This is a genomic window from Bradyrhizobium sp. USDA 4473 (assembly GCF_054063335.1).
The window spans coordinates 6,890,830-6,906,872 of record NZ_JBSSGE010000001.1; the positions used below are offsets into that span (position 1 = coordinate 6,890,830).

Sequence of the window (16,043 nt, forward strand, 5' to 3'; positions counted from 1 at the left end):
GTTCCACCCTGCTCTTGATTGGGGCGGACGCTGGCTGCGTTCGCCGATTGCGCGCCAGTCTAGGCGATCGAGCCGCCAGGCCAACTGGCTGCTTCATGAAAAAAGCGGGCCTGTGCCATGCGAAAATCCTCGCGGGCGATCTGCCCGCGAGGATCTCGACAAGTAAGAACACGCCCGATCAGTCGATGATCTTCACGATCCGGCGGGTGCGCCGGCTCCACGATCACGCGGCGATCATTGACCACGGCATAGCGATATTCGCTGTAGCGCGGCACCGGGCGCAGCACGACGGTGTCGGGCAGCGGCTCGCCGACCACGACGCGCTCACGCACCACGACCGACGGCTCGTCGCGCGGGATCGCGGTGATCACGGCATTTGGGATTTCAAGGCCGGCACCGACTGCGGCGCCGACCGTGCCGCCGACGATCTCGCCGACCGGGCCCGCGATCTCGCCACCGGTCCGCGCACCGTTGGCGGCGCCCGCTGCAGTCGTCGACTGCGCGAAGGCCGAGCCGGACGCGAGCAGCGAGGCGGCAGCGACAAGGGAAACGGCAAAACGCTTGTTCATGGTTGTCCTCCTCCGAGTTGCAAGACGCCCCTTCAACATCGCAGGGAACGAGACGTTCCAGTTCCAGCGCGCAACTTGAGCGCAAATTTCAGTTCCGCCGCAACTCGTTTCGGTTCCCACGCTAGTGAAAGATGCCGCTCCGGATCTTGTCCGTAGCGGCATTCATCATTGGTTCAGATTCAAAGACCGGTTCAGTGCAGCCGCGCGCCTTTCACTGCGGCGGTTTCGGATCGGCTCGCCGTCGTGGCGCGCGCCGTCGTGGCGGCGGCGCAGCCGCCGGCTTGATGCGAATCCGCATCGTCCCGCCTTTCGACTCGATCTCGAACGCGTTGGTCCTGCGCACCAGCTCGCCGAGCGTGCGGAAGCCGTAGGTCCTTTGATCGAAATCCGATGCGAGATTGGCGAGCTGCCGGCCAACCTCGCCGAGCGTCACCCAGCCGTCTTCGCTGGCCATCTGGCTGATGACGTTCTTGAGGATCGGCGTGGCGGCGTCCGGCGGCTGCAGCGGCTGCGGACGCACCGCCGCATCCTTATGGCTCGTCGCGCCACCGCGCAGATTCTCGGTATAGACGAACCGGCGGCAGGCCTGCCGGAAACTCTCCGGCGTCTTCTGCTCGCCGAACCCGAACACGTCGATGCCGTGCTCGCGGATGCGGGCGGCAAGCCGGGTGAAATCGCTGTCCGACGACACCAGGCAGAAGCCGTCGAACCGGCCGCTGTGCAGCAGGTCCATGGCGTCGATCACCAGGGTGATGTCGGATGCATTCTTGCCGGTGGTGTAGGCGAATTGCTGCTGCGGGATGATGGCGTGCTTCGACAGGATGTCGGCCCAAGCCCTGGACCGCGGATTGGAGAAGTCGCCGTAGATGCGGCGCACGCTGGCTTCGCCGATCTTGGCGATCTCCTCGAACAGCCCGTCGGCGATCTTTGCGGATGCATTGTCGGCGTCGATCAGGACGGCGAGACGGGGCGAGCGGAGTTCGGACGGCATGGCGTTTCTCGGCTGGGACACGATGGATCGAGATTCCGGTCGACGGCTCCGGAACCGGCGCAGCCGTCGTATCGGAGCACATCGCGCGTCCCAAGCATAGAGTCACCGGCTGTCAGACAGCGTTTCGCCGCCGCGGCAAGCTTGGTGCCGTACGGGTCAGAGCACCTCGCCCATGTCGATCGCCCGCCTGGCGAACTCGATAGCCTTCTCGGCGGTGATCGCATCCGCCGTCGTCGTCGCCTCGTCGCGCACCGAAGGCGGCGAGGCGATCCGGATCTTCTTGCCGTTCGAGCGGCGGATGGTCGCGCGCCAGCGATCGACATCGCGGCGGTAGGCATCGATGACGAAGTCGCGATAGGCGATGCCGCTCATCAATGGCTGAATCGATGGCGTGTCCAGCGTCGGCGGCAGGCTTGCAAGCTGGCGCACCATCTCGACGATGGCCTCGACGGCATGCTCGCGTGCGACGCCGCTCGCGTCGCGGAGCAAAAAGCTCACCGCCGCACCGATCTGCGCACGCGCGCGATCCTCGCTCGCAAAATCCGAATCGACCTGAACTGACATATGGGGAAAACGCCTCCGTGCAACCAAGCGACGTGTAATCGGCCCCCCGTTAAAGCCGGATTATCCGTTAGCCCCCGATTTCTCGGATGCCGTTAACCCGGTCTTGATGGCGGTTCGGAAACTGGCCGAAGCGGCATCCATAGCCGATCGGATCACAAGGGGCCCGTGCTGCCAATCTGCTCGTGATCAGCAATTGACATATTACTGCTATCCGTGTGACATTTTATTAAAGAGCCGCAAGAGCCCGTCCAACAGCCCGCCAATGTCCACCTGGGGAGGACAGCAATGACCATTTCCGACGTCACGGCATCGGCCGGAAGCCGGGCTCCAGCCGCCGTTGCACGAACCGCGCAGGCGCAGCAGGTGGCCGATATCGCGGCACGGCTCGAACGCCTGCCGCTGACCTCCTATCAGCGCTGGATCTTCGGGATCATCGCGACCGCGTGGTTCTTCGACAGCATGGATCTCGCCGCGCTGACTTTCGTGCTCGGCTCGATCCGCCAGACCTTCGGCCTGTCGACGGCGGAGGCCGGCCTGCTGTCGAGCATGAGCTTCCTCGGCATGTTCATGGGCGCTGCGTCCGCCGGCCTGCTGGCCGACCGGTTCGGCCGCGCCCGCGTCTTCCAGGTCAGCATGATCTTCTGGGGCCTGGGCAGCCTGTTCTGCGGTCTCTCCACGACGGCGACCGCGCTCGGCGCATCCCGCCTGCTGCTCGGCTTCGGAATGGGCATGGAGTTTCCGGTCGCGCAGTCGATGGTCTCGGAAATCATGCCGGCCAGGAACCGCGGCCGCTACATCGCGTTCCTCGAAGGATTTTGGCCGCTCGGCTTCATCGCGTCGGGGCTGTTGACCTACTTCGTGCTGCAGGCCGCCGACTGGCGCTGGGTCTTCATCCTGCAGGCAATCCCGGCCGTCTTCGTGCTGGTGGTGCGACGCTATGTGCCGGAATCGCCGCGCTGGCTCGCGTCGCATGGCTATTCGGAGCGGGCCGAAGCGACCGTGCGCGACATCGAAACCAGGGTGCGCGATCGCCTCGGCAGTCACGATCTGCCGCCGGTGGTGCGGCAGCCCGCCGCTCCCGCCTCGGAAGTGACCGGCCTGAGGACGCTGTTTTCAGGCGTCTACGCCAAGCGAACCACGATGTTGTGGACGCTGTGGTTCTTCGCGCTGCTCGGCTTCTACGGCCTGACCACCTGGCTCGGCGCACTGTTGCAGGCCAAAGGATTTCCGATCACCAAATCGGTTTTCTACACCATCCTGATCTCGCTCGCGGGCATCCCCGGCTTCCTGATGTCGGCGTGGCTCGTCGAATCCTGGGGCCGAAGGGCGACGCTGGTGATGAACCTGCTCTGCGGCGCGATCGCCTGCCACTTCTACGGCTCGGCGGCGGACCAGACCCAGCTCATCATTGCCGGCCTCTGCATGCAGTTCTTCCTGTTCGGCATGTGGTCGGCGCTCTACGCCTACACGCCTGAACTGTACCCGACCCATGTCCGGGCGACCGGAACCGGCTTTGCCTCCGCGGTCGGCCGAATCGGTTCGCTGATCGGCCCCTATGTGATCGGCGTGATCCTGCCGGCGGCCGGACAGGGCGGCGTGTTCGCGCTCGGCGCCGGCGCGTTCGTGGTGGCCGCGCTTGCGGTGCTGTTGCTCGGCGAGGAAACCCGCGGCCGGACGCTGGAGAGCATTTCGCACTGATCAATGCATGACCCTTCGCGGCCCCCGATTCGCTTAGACTGATAGGCCGGCCTTGTCAGTGCCCATCGGGCGTGTGAGATATCTGCTGTACAGCAGTGATCCGATGGCAGATTCGAACAAGCGATCCAGCACGGCGCGCGCGCGCGCGACAGGGAGCCGTCGGCCGGCACGGCAATCATCCGCCGCCGGCGACAAGCCGCGCGCGTCCGCGCAGACCGCTCTCCCGCAGAGCGACGTCACCCTCACCGATCGCGCCTATGCCGAGCTGGAAGAACTGATCGTGACGCTGCAATTGCCCCCCGGCACCGCGCTCTCCGAGCTCGTGCTCGCCAAGCGGCTCGCCATCGGCCGCACCCCGATCCGCGAGGCATTGCAGCGGCTGTCGCGCGACGGCCTCGTCAACATCCTGGCCCGTCGCGGCGTGCTGGTGTCCGAGATCGACCTGCGGGCCCAGCTCCGCCTGCTCGAGGTGCGGCGCGAGCTGGAGCGGCTGATGGCGCGCGGCGCCGCCGAGCGGGCCACCGGCGAGCAGCGCGCGCAATTCTCCGAGATCGCCGCCGGCATGCGGCGCGCGGCGGAGAAATCCGACGACCTGCTGTTCATGCGGCTGGACCACCAGTTCAACACGCTGGTCTCCGCGGCGTCGCGCAACGAGTTCGCCGCCCGCGCCATGGGCCTGATGCATGGCCTGTCGCGCCGGTTCTGGTATCAGCACTATAAGGAAGCGGCCGATCTGCCGCTCGCGGCGCGCCTGCACGCCGACGTCGCCGAGGCCATCGCCGACCGCCGCATCGACGCCGCCGGCGCGGCCTCCGACAGTCTGATCAACTACATCGAGAGTTTCGCGCGTTCGACGCTGTAAGAGCTTTCAGAACTCGACGACCGTGCGGATCGATCGCCCGCGCCGCAACGCCTCGAAACCATCGTTGATGCCGTCGAGGGTGCAACGGCCGGTGATCAGCTCGTCGAGCTTGAGCCGGCCATCGAGATAGGCCTGCGCCAGCCAGGGAAAGTCGCGCCGCGGCCGCGCGCCGCCATAGCTCGAGCGGCGAAATCGCTTCTCGCCCATCAACGCGCCCCAACGGAAATTCACGTCGTGCGAGACGTCGATCTTGCCGAGCCAGATCACCTCGCCGCCGGGCCGCACCGCCTCCGCAGTCTGCCGAAACGCCTTGGGGTGGCCCGCCGCCTCGAGGATGACGTCGGCGCCCCGCCCGCCCGTCGCCTCTCTTGCGAGCCGGACCGGGTCCTCGCGCGCCGCGTTGACGATTTGCGTTGCGCCGAGCTGTCGCGCCAGTGCAAGTTTTGCATCGTCGAGGTCAACCGCGATGATCGCACCAGCGCCCGCAAGCCGTGCGCCCTGCACCGCTGCGAGCCCGACCGCGCCGCAGCCGGTGACCATCACGGTATCGCCGTGGCCGATCTCGGCGACGTTCAGCGCGGCGCCGACGCCGGTCATGACGCCGCAGCCGATCAGGCAGGCGCGGTCGAACGGGATGGCCTTGGGCACCACGATCGCCTGCTGCGCCGGCAACACGACATATTCCGAGAACGCGCCGAGGAACATCAAATGCGCCAGGCTGCTGCCGCCCTCGAGTTGTGCCTTCGACGCGCCGTCGAAATGCACGCCTTCCGCGCCCCTGGCGAGATAGGTCTCGCACAGGATCGGTTGCGCGCGATCGCACTGAAAACAGTGCCCGCAATGCGGATTCCAGGACAGGATGACGTGATCGCCGACGCTGATGTCGCGCACCGCACTGCCGACCTCCTCAACCACGCCGGCCGCCTCATGCCCGAGGATCATCGGCAAGGGATAGCGCAGCGATCCGTCGATCACCTCCAGATCGGTGTGGCAGAGCCCCGCGGCCCGCACCTTCACCACGACGTCGGTCGACGTGGGCGGTGCCAGCGAAACGCGCTCGATCGAGAGCGGCGTTCCGCTTTGATGCAGTACCGCCGCGCGACAGCTCAGGGTCATCTCGAGGGGGCCCTTTGTCGGAGAAACGAGATCAGGCCGGCTGTCCGAACCGCAGCGCGGCGACTGCCTCGTCGAGATCGGCCGAGGACAGCTCCCATTCATTGCCGAAATTGGCGACCACGCGCCGCATGAACGCCGCGTGCAGCGCTTTCGCGGCAGCGGCGTCGCGCAGATGCTCATAGAGCAGCGCGAAGGCCAGCTGTGCCGGCTCGGGCCCCTCATAGCTCCATTCAAAGCCGTGCTCGGTGAGCCGGAGTTGGTCGTAATGCGGTGACAGCGGCTCGCCGTCGACCAGGACGGAGATGCCGTCGATAGTGCGGTCCCCGGTGTAGCTCGCCATTGCATCCTTCCCGTGCCGCAACATCACATCAAGATCCTGGCGAACGGACCTTGAGGTCCTTCTTCACGACCTCGGGGAAGATCCACATCGCGACCGTGGCGAACACGCCGAGGAAAGCGACCGCGTAGCTCGGTCCCTGCTGTCCAAGATAGACCATGAAGACATACCCGCAGGCCGCCGTGGCGAGGCACGCCAGCGACAGCATGAGCTTGATGTGGCTGGGCATCGCGATCTCCCTTCAGGCCATCCAGATGTGAAAAGACGTCGCCGCCACGCCGACCAGCAGCACGAGTGCTGCAAACATGGCGCAACAGGACAGCCGCAATCCCGCGCGCCCGTCGCGCCACCAGTCCGGCAGCGCCTGAAACAGTCCGGGCACGAACAGCAGCAGCAGACCGCCCACGACAACGACGGTGGTCCAGCGCAATTCGGCCAATGCGAATGCCAGCGTGCCCGCGAGCAACAGCACCCACAACACGGCGGTCATCGTCACCGGCAGAACGGCGCGGCCGCGCAGCGGATACATCCCGGCCAGTTGCAGGAAGCCGATGCAGCACACGCTCCACAGCACGCCGAACCAGGCAAGCCCTGTGAGATTGGGTTCAAGCTGCGGCATGCGGCACCGATTGCTCCTTCACCACGACCCGCGGGGTCCGCGCCGTTCGCCGCATGTCGGTCTTCACATAGCGTGTGCTGTAGCCGTTGAAGATGTGGCCGAGCAGGCCGCGATTGAGATCGGAGGTACCGAACACATAGTCCATCACCGGGAAGGTCAGGTTCATGTTCCGCTCCATCATGATCGATTGGTTGTGATGGGCGGTATGGTGCCGGCGGATGGTGTTGACGAACGGCATGTTGCGCACGAAGGCGTTTTCCTCGACGTGGCAGCAGAAATGCATGAATTCGTAGATCAGGTACATCGTCGTGGTCGTGGTGATCAGCAGCCAGCCGACATTCGCCGAGATCACCAGACCCGCGACGATCGCCGGCGGGATCGACATCAGGGTGAACACGACCAGCGCATAGGGCGGAAAGAAGGTGACGCGCCAGTCGTGATGATCGGCGAAGCGCATCTCCTCCTCGGTGAAGAATTGATGGTGCATCAGCGTGTGGCGGCTGTAGATCGCGCGCAGGAGCGGCACGTTCGAGGGCCGGTGCATGACGAAGCGATGCACCGCCCATTCGAAGAAGTTGGCGATCAGGAAGACCACGGGAATGGTGAGGTATTCCCACCATTTCACGGCGTGCACATTGGCCAGATAGACGTACAGCGCCGTGAATCCGATCGTGTAGATCAGCACGACATGCAGCCAGCCATTGTACCAGCCCACCACGCGCTCGCGGTAGGTCGCGCGATATTTGCGCTGGCGGTCGGTCATCCCTGTTGCAGCCAACTCCATCGCCGGTCCTCCATGCGCCTCATCTGACATATCAGTAGCACATCAGATGCGAAAGGCAAGCTTCGTCGGTGGTCCGGATGCGATCGGGAACAAGCGCCTGGCGCGCGGAACCAATGAAAAGGCCGCCCCGGACGATGTCCGGGGCGGCCTTTGGTCTCGACAGATCAGACGATCAGAGCAGGCCGGCGCCGCGGGCCCATTTGTACTTGGCGCCGAGCACCTCGACCGGCAGTTCGGTCGAATAGGCGTAGGCCGGGATGCCGTTCTGGTAGAGATATTCGGCGGCCTCCTCGACCTCGACGTCGCCGGCGAGCGAGGCGACGATCGGCTTGACGAAGCCCTTGGCCTCCATCTCCTTCTTCACCTCGACCATGTTGCGCGCGAACACCATCGGCGGCGTCACGATGGTGTGCCAGTAACCGAGGATCAGCGCGTGGATGCGCTCATCCGACAGGCCGAGCTTCACGGTGTTGACATAGGTGATCGGCGGCTCGCCGCCGGTGATATCCACAGGATTTCCGGCCGCGCCGAACGGCGGGATGAATTTTCTGAACGCCGCATCGAGGTCCGGCGGCATCGACATCAGCGACAGGCCGTTGTCGACCACGGAGTCCGACAGCAGCACGCCGGAGCCGCCGGCGCCGGTGATGATCAGCACGTTCTCGCCCTTCGGCGTCGGCAGCACCGGCACGCCGCGGGCGAATTCCAAGAGCTGCCGGAGCGAGCGGGCGCGGATCACGCCGGACTGCTTGAACACGTCCTCGTAGATCTTGTCGTTGCCGGCCAGCGCGCCGGTGTGCGACGACGCCGCCTTCGCACCCGCAGAGGTGCGGCCCGCCTTGAGCACGACCACCGGCTTCTTCCTGGAGACGCGCTTGGCGGCTTCGGCGAAGGCGCGGCCGTCCTTCAGGTCCTCGCAGTGCTGCGCGATCAGATTGGTGTTGGGATCCTGCTCGAAGAAGGCGAGCAGATCGTCCTCGTCGATATCGGACTTGTTGCCGAGGCCCACGATCGCCGACACGCCCATCTTGGCCGAGCGCGAGAAGCCGATGATCGCCATGCCGATGCCGCCCGACTGCGACGACAGCGCGGCGTGGCCCTTGACGTCATAGGCGGTGCAGAACGTGGCGCAGAGATTGGCCGGCGTGTAGTAGAAGCCGTAGATGTTCGGCCCCATCAGGCGGATATTGTACTTCTTGCCGACCTCGACGATCTCGGCCTGCAATTCCGGCGCGCCGGCCTCGGCGAAGCCCGAGGGAATCAGCACGGCGCCGGGGATTTTCTTCTCGCCGCATTCGGCCAACGCGCCCGCGACGAATTTCGCCGGGATCGCGAACACCGCGGTGTCGATCACGCCGGGCACGTCCTTGACGCTCTTGTAGGCCTTGTAACCGAGGATCTCTTCGGCCTTGGGGTGGATCGGGTAGATCTCGCCCTTATAGCCGCCGTTGATGAGGTTCTTCATCACGGAGTTGCCGATCTTGCCGTCCTCGGCGGAGGCGCCGATCACGGCCACGCCCTTCGGCTGCATGATGCGGTTCATCGCGGCGACGATTTCTTCGGTCGGACGCGGCGCCGGGCGTGGCTTGTAGTCGAAGTCGACGACGATGCGGACGTCGGCGGCGATCGCGTTCTTGCTGGTGGCGAACACCGGATTGAGGTCGAGCTCGACGATCTCGGGGAAATCGCTGACCAGCTGCGACACCTTGACGATGACGTCGGCGAGCGCCTCGCGGTTGACCGGCTCGCCGCCGCGCACACCCTTCAGCATCTCATGGGCCTGGATGCCGTCGAGCATCGACAGCGCGTCGTCCTTGGTCGCGGGCGCGAGGCGGAAGGTGATGTCCTTGAGGATTTCGACCAGCACGCCGCCGAGGCCGAAGGCTACCAGCTTGCCGAACGAGCCATCGGTGATCGAGCCGACGATCACCTCGGTGCCGCCCCCCAGCATCTGCTGGACCTGGATGCCCTCGATCTTGGCATCGGCCTTATATGTCTTGGCGTTGGCCAGGATGGTCTCGTAGCTCTTCTCGGCGTCAACGGCGCTCTTGACGCCGACAATCACGCCGCCGGCCTCGGTCTTGTGGAGGATGTCCGGCGAGACGATCTTCATCACGACCGGGAAGCCCATGTCGGAGGCGATCCGCGCGGCCTCGGAGGCCGACTTGGCGACGCCCTCCTTCGGCACCGGAATGCCGTAGGCGTCACAGACCACCTTGCCTTCGGGCGCGGTGAGGCTCGTGCGCTTGTCGGCCTTGACCGCATCGAGAATTTTGCGGACCGCATCCTTCGAATTTGACATCGGCTTCCTCCTGGGACAATTTCCTGGCATTTGGTATGCCAAAAACGCAATTGTCAAGGTCGGTCGCCCCCCAAAAATGCCGAAAAATATGCACGTCTTGACATTCTGGTATTTGGCATGCCAAAAATCTAAGGTAATTTCTTCTGCTAAGAAGACGTCTCCAAGAGGAGGAGACGAGTCGTGCCTGACCCGAAACAGACCAAGGCGTCGCCCAACATGGCTGACACAGATATCGCCATCGTCCGCATCGCGCCGGAGACAAGCTTCAAGAACAAGGCCTATGAAGCCTTGAAGGAAGCGATCCTGAAGATGGACATCTACGCGACGCCCGAGCCGGTGATGCTCGACGAGCGCGCATTGTCCGAACGCCTCGGCGTCAGCCGCACGCCGATCCGCGAAGCGATCGCGATGCTCGAGCAGGACGGCTTCGTGAAGACCGTGCCGCGGCGCGGCATCATCGTGGTCCGTCGCACCAAGTCGGAGATCGTCGACATGATCCGCGCCTGGGCGGCGCTGGAGAGCATGGCGGCGCGCCTGATCACCACCACCGCGCGCAAGAAGGACATCTCGGCGCTGCGCGACTTCTTCAAGGACTTCAGCGACGACCGCCTGCCGCAGGATCACGTCGAGGAATATTCCAGGGCCAACATCGCCTTCCACCAGGCGCTGATCGCGCTGTCGGAATCACCCGTATTGGTCGACCTCACCAACGACCTCCTGCTGCATGTGCGCGGCTATCGCCAGCTCACGATCGGCCGCAAGGACCGCACCGCGACCTCGCTGCCCGAGCATCTCGGGATCATTGAGGCGCTGGAGGCGCGCGACACCGAACTCGCCGAGAAGCGGTCGCGCGATCACACGCTCGGCCTTGCCGCCTATGTCGAGGCGCACGGTCAGGAACTGTTCACTTAGATACTTCGAGTCCACACGCTTCTGACGACAAACAGATCGTCCGAACAAGAACGATCAGGGAGACGATGCCGATGCTGAATACCGCTACGAAATCCGAGGCACCGGGCACCGAGCAAGAGCTGACGGATGGTTTCCACCTCGTCATCGATGCGCTCAAGCTCAACGGCATCGACACCATCTATGGTGTGCCGGGTATCCCGATCACGGACCTGGGCCGCATGGCCCAGGCGGCGGGCATTCGCGTGCTCTCGTTCCGCCACGAGCAGAACGCCGGCTATGCGGCCTCGATCGCCGGCTTCCTCACCAAGAAGCCCGGCGTCTGCCTCACGGTGTCCGCGCCCGGCTTCCTCAACGGCCTCACGGCGCTGGCGCATGCCACCACCAACTGCTTCCCGATGATCCTGGTCTCGGGCTCCTCCGAGCGCGAGATCGTCGATTTGCAACAGGGCGACTATGAGGAGATGGACCAGCTCGCGATCGCCAAGCCGCTGTGCAAGGCGGCGTTCCGCGTGCTGCACGCCCAGGACATCGGCATCGGGCTTGCGCGCGCCATTCGCGCCGCGGTATCGGGCCGTCCGGGCGGCGTCTATCTCGACCTGCCGGCAAAGCTGTTCTCGCAGGTGATGAATGCCGACGCCGGGAAGAAGTCGCTGGTCAAGGTGATCGACGCGGCGCCCGAGCAGATCCCCTCCCCGTCGTCGGTCAAGCGCGCGCTCGACGTGCTGAAGAGCGCCAAGCGCCCGCTCATCATCCTCGGCAAGGGCGCGGCCTATGCCCAGGCCGACGAGGCGATCAAGAGTTTCGTCGAGAAGAGCGGCGTACCGTTCCTGCCGATGAGCATGGCCAAGGGCCTGCTGCCCGACCTGCATCCGCAATGCGCCGGTGCGGCGCGCTCGACCGTACTGAAGGAAGCCGACGTCGTGATGCTGATCGGCGCCCGGCTCAACTGGCTGCTCTCGCATGGCAAGGGCAAGACCTGGGGTGAGGCCCCGAAGAAGTTCATCCAGGTCGACATCGAGCCGAAGGAAATGGATTCCAACGTCGAGATCGTGGCGCCCGTGGTCGGCGATATCGGCTCCTGCGTCTCCGCGTTCCTCGATGCGATGGGCGCGAACTGGGCTGCCGCGCCGAGCGATTGGCTCGCGACCATCGCCAAGAAGCGCGACGACAACGTCGCCAAGATGGCGCCGAAGCTGATGAGCAACGCCTCGCCGATGGATTATCACGGCGCGCTCGGCGCGCTGCGCGCCATCATCGCGGAGCGTCCAGACACCATCTTCGTCAACGAAGGCGCCAACACGCTCGACCTCGCCCGCGGCGTCGTCGACATGCACAAGCCGCGCAAGCGGCTCGATGTCGGCACCTGGGGCGTGATGGGCATCGGCATGGGCTATTCGATCGCGGCCGCGGTCGAGACCGGCCTGCCGGTGCTGGCGGTCGAAGGCGACAGCGCGTTTGGCTTCTCGGGTATGGAGGTCGAGACCATCTGCCGCTACAAGCTGCCGATCTGCGTCGTGATCTTCAACAATGACGGCATCTATCGCGGCACCGACGTCAACGGCACAAGCGACGATCCGGCGACCACCGTGTTCGTCAAGGGCTCGCGCTACGACAAGATGATGGAAGCCTTCGGCGGCGTCGGCGTCAACGCCACCTCGCCGGACGAATTGAAACGCGCGGTCAATGCGGCGCTGGATTCCGGCAAGCCGACGCTGATCAACGCGGTGATCGATCCGGCGGCGGGCTCGGAGAGCGGCCGCATTGGCAACCTCAATCCGCAGAGCGTCCTGAGCAAGAAGAAGTAAACCCCTCAACCCATCACTCCCTGCGGGTGCAGGGGCAGACCAGAGTACGGAGCAATAGATATGACCAAGGCGCTGAAGGGCGTTCGCATTCTCGATTTCACCCACGTCCAGTCGGGTCCGACCTGCACGCAATTGCTGGCCTGGTTCGGCGCCGACGTGATCAAGGTCGAGCGTCCCGGCGTCGGCGACATCACGCGCGGCCAGCTGCAGGACATCCCGAACGTGGACAGCCTGTACTTCACCATGCTGAACCACAACAAGCGCTCGATCACGCTCGACACCAAGAACCCGAAGGGCAAGGAAGTGCTGACCGCGCTGATCAAGCAGTGCGACGTGCTGGTCGAGAATTTCGGTCCCGGCGTGCTCGATCGCATGGGCTTTCCCTGGGAGAAGATCCAGGCCATCAACCCGAAGATGATCGTCGCCTCGATCAAGGGCTTCGGCCCCGGCCCGTATGAGGACTGCAAGGTCTACGAGAACGTCGCGCAGTGCACCGGCGGCGCCGCCTCGACCACCGGCTTCCGCGACGGCCTGCCGCTGGTCACCGGCGCGCAGATCGGCGACAGCGGCACCGGCTTGCACCTCGCGCTCGGCATCGTCACCGCGCTCTATCACCGCACCCATTCCGGCAAGGGCCAGCGCGTCACCGCGGCGATGCAGGACGGCGTGCTCAACCTCGCCCGCGTCAAGCTGCGCGACCAGCAGCGCCTCGCCCACGGCCCGCTCAAGGAATACAGCCAGTTCGGCGAAGGCATTCCGTTCGGCGATGCCGTGCCGCGCGCCGGCAACGATTCCGGCGGCGGCCAGCCCGGCCGCATCCTGAAGTGCAAGGGCTGGGAGACCGACCCAAACGCCTACATCTACTTCATCACCCAAGCCCCGGTCTGGGAGAAGATCTGCGACGTGATCGGCGAGCCCTCCTGGAAGACCGACCCGAACTACGCCAAGCCGCCGGCCCGCCTGCCGCGGCTCAACGAGATTTTTGCCCGCATCGAACAGTGGACGATGACGAAGACAAAATTCGAGGCGATGGAAATCCTCAACAAGGACGACATCCCCTGCGGTCCGATCCTCTCGATGAAGGAGATCGCGGAAGACCAGTCGCTGCGCGCCACCGGCACCGTGGTCGAGGTCGATCATCCGACCCGCGGCAAGTACATCTCGGTCGGCAACCCGATCAAGCTGTCGGATTCGCCGAGCGACGTTCAGCGCTCGCCGCTGCTCGGCGAGCATACCGACGAGATCCTGCGCGAGGTGCTCGGCTTCAGCGATCACCAGGTCGCCGAGATCCATGACTCCGGCGCGCTCGACCCACCGCGCAAGCAGGCTGCCGAGTAAGGCCTGCGTTCAATCAACACCATAAATGGCCGCGGGCAACCGCGGCCATTTTTCATTGGTAGCGTCCTGTTCGATTATCTCTTCGGCGCGAGCGGCGACGGCCGGATCGGATCGTAAACGAACGAGCACTCCGTTTGCTTTCGGCGCTCAGCGTCCTTCAGATAGCAATTCTGAATGTCGATGCTGTCGCTCTCACAGAAGGCACTTCGCCTTCCGCATATGTTTCCGGCCATGTCCTTGTCTTCGGGGCAGGCGCAGAGGCCTTTCTCTTTGTGATACTGCTGCGCAGTCATGGGTTGCGCCGCGACCAATGTCGGAACGGCGACGAAGGCTGCGAAGGCGAGAACGATCAGCGTTCGCATGACGGGCACCTCCTCCTTGGACGTTGAAGTGAAAGCCCGCATGACGCCGCCTCCTTCAAAAGAACGAAATCGTCGGCATCGCCGCGCGGACGATAGAGATACTTCCCAAATCAAGCCGAGAACAGCACCAACGCGCTGACCGGCCCGGCGTAAGATACCGCAACAAAACAAAGGGTGCGGCAGCATGAATGTTCGCTCGGGTGTCCTGGAGGCGATCGGCAATACGCCCCTGATCAGGCTGCGCGGGCCATCGCAAGCCACCGGCTGCGACATCTACGGCAAGGCCGAATTCCTCAATCCGGGCGGCTCGATCAAGGATCGTGCGGCGCTGGCGATCATCGACGACGCCGAGCGGCGCGGCGAGCTGAAGCCGGGCGGCGTCATTGGCGAAGGCACCGCCGGCAATGTCGGCATCGGCATCGCGCTCGTCGCCAATGCGCGCGGCTATCGTTCGGTGATCGTGATGCCCGACACGCAGAGCCAGGAGAAGCAGGACCTGCTGCGGCTCTACGGCGCCGATCTGCGCCTGATCCCCGCGGTGCCCTATTCCGATCCTCGTCACTACGCGCGCTATTCCGGCCGTCTCGCCGCGGAGCTCGGCGCCTTCTGGGCCAACCAGTTCGACAATGTCGCCAACAGCGACGGCCATTATCGCACCACCGGTCCCGAGATCTGGCGGCAGACCGACGGCAAGATCGACGGCTTCACCTGTGCGGTCGGCAGCGGCGGCACCTTGGGCGGCGTGGCGCGCGCGCTCAAGGAGCGTAACGCCGACGTGAAGATCGCGCTCAGCGATCCCATGGGCGCCGCCCTCTACAACTGGTTCACCAGGGGCGAACTGACGACCGAGGGCGACTCGATCACCGAGGGCATCGGTCAGGTCCGCATCACCAGGAATCTCGAAGGCACGCCGATCGACATGGCCTACCGCATCACGGACCAGGAAGCGCTGCCCATCCTGTTCGACCTGATCGAGCACGAGGGATTGGTGCTGGGCGGCTCCAGCGCGATCAACATCACAGGCGCCATGCGGCTCGCGCGCGAGCTCGGCCCCGGCAAGACCATCGTCACCATCCTCGCCGACGGCGGCCAACGCTACCAATCCAAGCTCTTCAATGCGGATTTCCTGCGCAAGAAAAATCTGCCGCTGCCGCGCTGGATGAGTTGAGGCGGCCGGCCGGCGTCACGGAATCGTGCTTCCGATCAACTGCCCTCGCCGCTGGTCTCGCCATCTTCCTCCCCTCCGGCAAGTCCTCAGCGTCACCGAGCTCTCATAGGTCGGCACTTTTTATGATGGCCGGCCGGATGGCGGCCAGAAGGGCCGATTTGGGATACCAATCGGCCCATTTTGCTGCATTGCACAGCCGCGCATGCTGCTATGCAAACAAGTTCGTTGTATCTGGCATCTGGTATACATAGTTTGGCGGCAGATGATGAGCCGGCCCGTTGCTGGCCTCCAGCCAAAGGGGACGACAATGTCCAAGACCACTGCCATCAAGACCACCGCCATCGCGCTCGCGCCCGCCGACACCCTGCTCGGCCGCCTGCTGGCTTCGATCGACCGCCTTCTGATGAAGAGCGCGGAGATCTCCAACCGCAACGGCGACCTGCCGCGCTTCGGCCTCTAAGGCACCGGGATTCCACGCGCGCTTCGCCGGCCGGTGTTTCGGCGCAAGATGCGACCTGACATTGAACCTTCGACCAATGGCCCCGATTTTCGGGGCCATTTTTTTTGCGCGCTGAACTAGTGTTCGCGCGGCCCCGAATCTTCTGTGGCATGCGGT

The 16,043-nt window shown here is 64.7% G+C and carries 16 protein-coding genes and 1 pseudogene; 7 read left to right on the top strand and 10 right to left on the bottom strand.

Going from position 1 to position 16,043, the window contains the following annotated elements; genetic code table 11:
- Positions 1–178: 178 nt before the first annotated feature.
- The 3 genes and pseudogenes from ACVW17_RS32550 to ACVW17_RS32560 form a co-directional block, all read right to left on the bottom strand.
- Positions 179–569 (bottom strand): annotated as a pseudogene (locus tag ACVW17_RS32550) (DUF1236 domain-containing protein).
- A 211-nt stretch (positions 570–780) separates the two neighbouring features.
- Positions 781–1,560, bottom strand: coding sequence for an NYN domain-containing protein (locus ACVW17_RS32555; RefSeq protein ID WP_456755687.1), 780 nt, complete (start codon positions 1,558–1,560; stop codon positions 781–783).
- Positions 1,561–1,716: 156 nt separating this feature from the next.
- Positions 1,717–2,124, bottom strand: coding sequence for a hypothetical protein (locus tag ACVW17_RS32560; RefSeq protein WP_456755688.1), 408 nt, complete (start codon positions 2,122–2,124; stop codon positions 1,717–1,719).
- Between the two features lie 285 nt (positions 2,125–2,409).
- On the opposite strand from ACVW17_RS32560, the gene ACVW17_RS32565 reads away from it, so the two are divergent.
- Entirely contained in the window at positions 2,410–3,822 is a 1,413-nt protein-coding gene (locus ACVW17_RS32565) for an MFS transporter (protein WP_456755689.1), read from the top strand.
- Between the two features lie 103 nt (positions 3,823–3,925).
- Entirely contained in the window at positions 3,926–4,684 is a 759-nt protein-coding gene (locus ACVW17_RS32570; protein WP_456798306.1) for a GntR family transcriptional regulator, read from the top strand.
- A 6-nt stretch (positions 4,685–4,690) separates the two neighbouring features.
- On the opposite strand, the gene ACVW17_RS32575 is transcribed toward ACVW17_RS32570, so the two are convergent.
- The 6 genes from ACVW17_RS32575 to ACVW17_RS32600 form a co-directional block, all read right to left on the bottom strand.
- The gene (locus ACVW17_RS32575) at positions 4,691–5,800 is read right to left on the bottom strand and encodes a Zn-dependent alcohol dehydrogenase (protein ID WP_456755691.1); all 1,110 of its coding nucleotides are present in this window, start codon (positions 5,798–5,800) and stop codon (positions 4,691–4,693) included.
- Positions 5,801–5,831: 31 nt separating this feature from the next.
- Positions 5,832–6,140: a DUF6166 domain-containing protein gene (locus ACVW17_RS32580; RefSeq protein WP_456755692.1), complete on the bottom strand. Its 309-nt coding sequence runs from the start codon at positions 6,138–6,140 to the stop codon at positions 5,832–5,834.
- Positions 6,141–6,168: 28 nt separating this feature from the next.
- The gene (locus ACVW17_RS32585; protein ID WP_456731904.1) at positions 6,169–6,366 is read right to left on the bottom strand and encodes a hypothetical protein; all 198 of its coding nucleotides are present in this window, start codon (positions 6,364–6,366) and stop codon (positions 6,169–6,171) included.
- Positions 6,367–6,378: 12 nt separating this feature from the next.
- Positions 6,379–6,756 (bottom strand): hypothetical protein, encoded by a 378-nt coding sequence (locus tag ACVW17_RS32590; RefSeq protein ID WP_456798307.1) that lies wholly within the window; start codon positions 6,754–6,756, stop codon positions 6,379–6,381.
- A complete protein-coding gene (locus ACVW17_RS32595) occupies positions 6,743–7,540 on the bottom strand; it encodes a sterol desaturase family protein (protein ID WP_456798308.1) in 798 nt (265 codons plus the stop codon). The genes ACVW17_RS32590 and ACVW17_RS32595 overlap by 14 nt, the downstream gene beginning before the upstream one ends.
- A gap of 172 nt (positions 7,541–7,712) precedes the next feature.
- Positions 7,713–9,842, bottom strand: coding sequence for an acetate--CoA ligase family protein (locus ACVW17_RS32600; RefSeq protein ID WP_456798309.1), 2,130 nt, complete (start codon positions 9,840–9,842; stop codon positions 7,713–7,715).
- A 216-nt stretch (positions 9,843–10,058) separates the two neighbouring features.
- Here ACVW17_RS32600 and ACVW17_RS32605 point away from each other — a divergent pair, with 216 nt between their 5' ends.
- The 3 genes from ACVW17_RS32605 (at position 10,059) to frc (ending at position 13,897) form a co-directional block, all read left to right on the top strand.
- Positions 10,059–10,754, top strand: coding sequence for a GntR family transcriptional regulator (locus ACVW17_RS32605; RefSeq protein WP_456756578.1), 696 nt, complete (start codon positions 10,059–10,061; stop codon positions 10,752–10,754).
- 71 nt (positions 10,755–10,825) lie between these two features.
- Complete coding sequence (gene oxc, locus ACVW17_RS32610) at positions 10,826–12,559, top strand: oxalyl-CoA decarboxylase (protein ID WP_456755696.1); 1,734 nt, start codon at positions 10,826–10,828, stop codon at positions 12,557–12,559.
- Between the two features lie 60 nt (positions 12,560–12,619).
- Complete coding sequence (gene frc / locus ACVW17_RS32615) at positions 12,620–13,897, top strand: formyl-CoA transferase (RefSeq protein WP_456755697.1); 1,278 nt, start codon at positions 12,620–12,622, stop codon at positions 13,895–13,897.
- Positions 13,898–13,971: 74 nt separating this feature from the next.
- On the opposite strand, the gene ACVW17_RS32620 is transcribed toward frc, so the two are convergent.
- A complete protein-coding gene (locus tag ACVW17_RS32620; protein ID WP_456798310.1) occupies positions 13,972–14,259 on the bottom strand; it encodes a hypothetical protein in 288 nt (95 codons plus the stop codon).
- 184 nt (positions 14,260–14,443) lie between these two features.
- Here ACVW17_RS32620 and ACVW17_RS32625 point away from each other — a divergent pair, with 184 nt between their 5' ends.
- Both ACVW17_RS32625 and ACVW17_RS32630 read left to right on the top strand, forming a co-directional pair.
- Positions 14,444–15,427 (top strand): cysteine synthase A, encoded by a 984-nt coding sequence (locus ACVW17_RS32625; RefSeq protein ID WP_456798311.1) that lies wholly within the window; start codon positions 14,444–14,446, stop codon positions 15,425–15,427.
- 307 nt (positions 15,428–15,734) lie between these two features.
- Positions 15,735–15,887, top strand: a complete 153-nt coding sequence (locus tag ACVW17_RS32630) for a hypothetical protein (protein WP_456755700.1) — start codon at positions 15,735–15,737, stop codon at positions 15,885–15,887.
- Positions 15,888–16,043 lie beyond the last annotated feature (156 nt).

Bases quoted from the DNA above. Each gene is read 5' to 3' on its own strand.
- ACVW17_RS32590 (WP_456798307.1), bottom strand. From the start codon at position 6,756: ATGCCGCAGCTTGAACCCAATCTCACAGGGCTTGCCTGGTTCGGCGTG.
- ACVW17_RS32560 (WP_456755688.1), bottom strand. From the start codon at position 2,124: ATGTCAGTTCAGGTCGATTCGGATTTTGCGAGCGAGGATCGCGCGCGT.
- ACVW17_RS32580 (WP_456755692.1), bottom strand. From the start codon at position 6,140: ATGGCGAGCTACACCGGGGACCGCACTATCGACGGCATCTCCGTCCTG.
- ACVW17_RS32605 (WP_456756578.1), top strand. From the start codon at position 10,059: ATGGCTGACACAGATATCGCCATCGTCCGCATCGCGCCGGAGACAAGC.
- ACVW17_RS32620 (WP_456798310.1), bottom strand. From the start codon at position 14,259: ATGCGAACGCTGATCGTTCTCGCCTTCGCAGCCTTCGTCGCCGTTCCG.
- ACVW17_RS32585 (WP_456731904.1), bottom strand. From the start codon at position 6,366: ATGCCCAGCCACATCAAGCTCATGCTGTCGCTGGCGTGCCTCGCCACG.
- ACVW17_RS32630 (WP_456755700.1), top strand. From the start codon at position 15,735: ATGTCCAAGACCACTGCCATCAAGACCACCGCCATCGCGCTCGCGCCC.
- ACVW17_RS32575 (WP_456755691.1), bottom strand. From the start codon at position 5,800: ATGACCCTGAGCTGTCGCGCGGCGGTACTGCATCAAAGCGGAACGCCG.
- ACVW17_RS32565 (WP_456755689.1), top strand. From the start codon at position 2,410: ATGACCATTTCCGACGTCACGGCATCGGCCGGAAGCCGGGCTCCAGCC.
- ACVW17_RS32555 (WP_456755687.1), bottom strand. From the start codon at position 1,560: ATGCCGTCCGAACTCCGCTCGCCCCGTCTCGCCGTCCTGATCGACGCC.
- ACVW17_RS32600 (WP_456798309.1), bottom strand. From the start codon at position 9,842: ATGTCAAATTCGAAGGATGCGGTCCGCAAAATTCTCGATGCGGTCAAG.
- ACVW17_RS32595 (WP_456798308.1), bottom strand. From the start codon at position 7,540: ATGGAGTTGGCTGCAACAGGGATGACCGACCGCCAGCGCAAATATCGC.
- oxc (WP_456755696.1), top strand. From the start codon at position 10,826: ATGCTGAATACCGCTACGAAATCCGAGGCACCGGGCACCGAGCAAGAG.
- ACVW17_RS32570 (WP_456798306.1), top strand. From the start codon at position 3,926: ATGGCAGATTCGAACAAGCGATCCAGCACGGCGCGCGCGCGCGCGACA.
- frc (WP_456755697.1), top strand. From the start codon at position 12,620: ATGACCAAGGCGCTGAAGGGCGTTCGCATTCTCGATTTCACCCACGTC.
- ACVW17_RS32625 (WP_456798311.1), top strand. From the start codon at position 14,444: ATGAATGTTCGCTCGGGTGTCCTGGAGGCGATCGGCAATACGCCCCTG.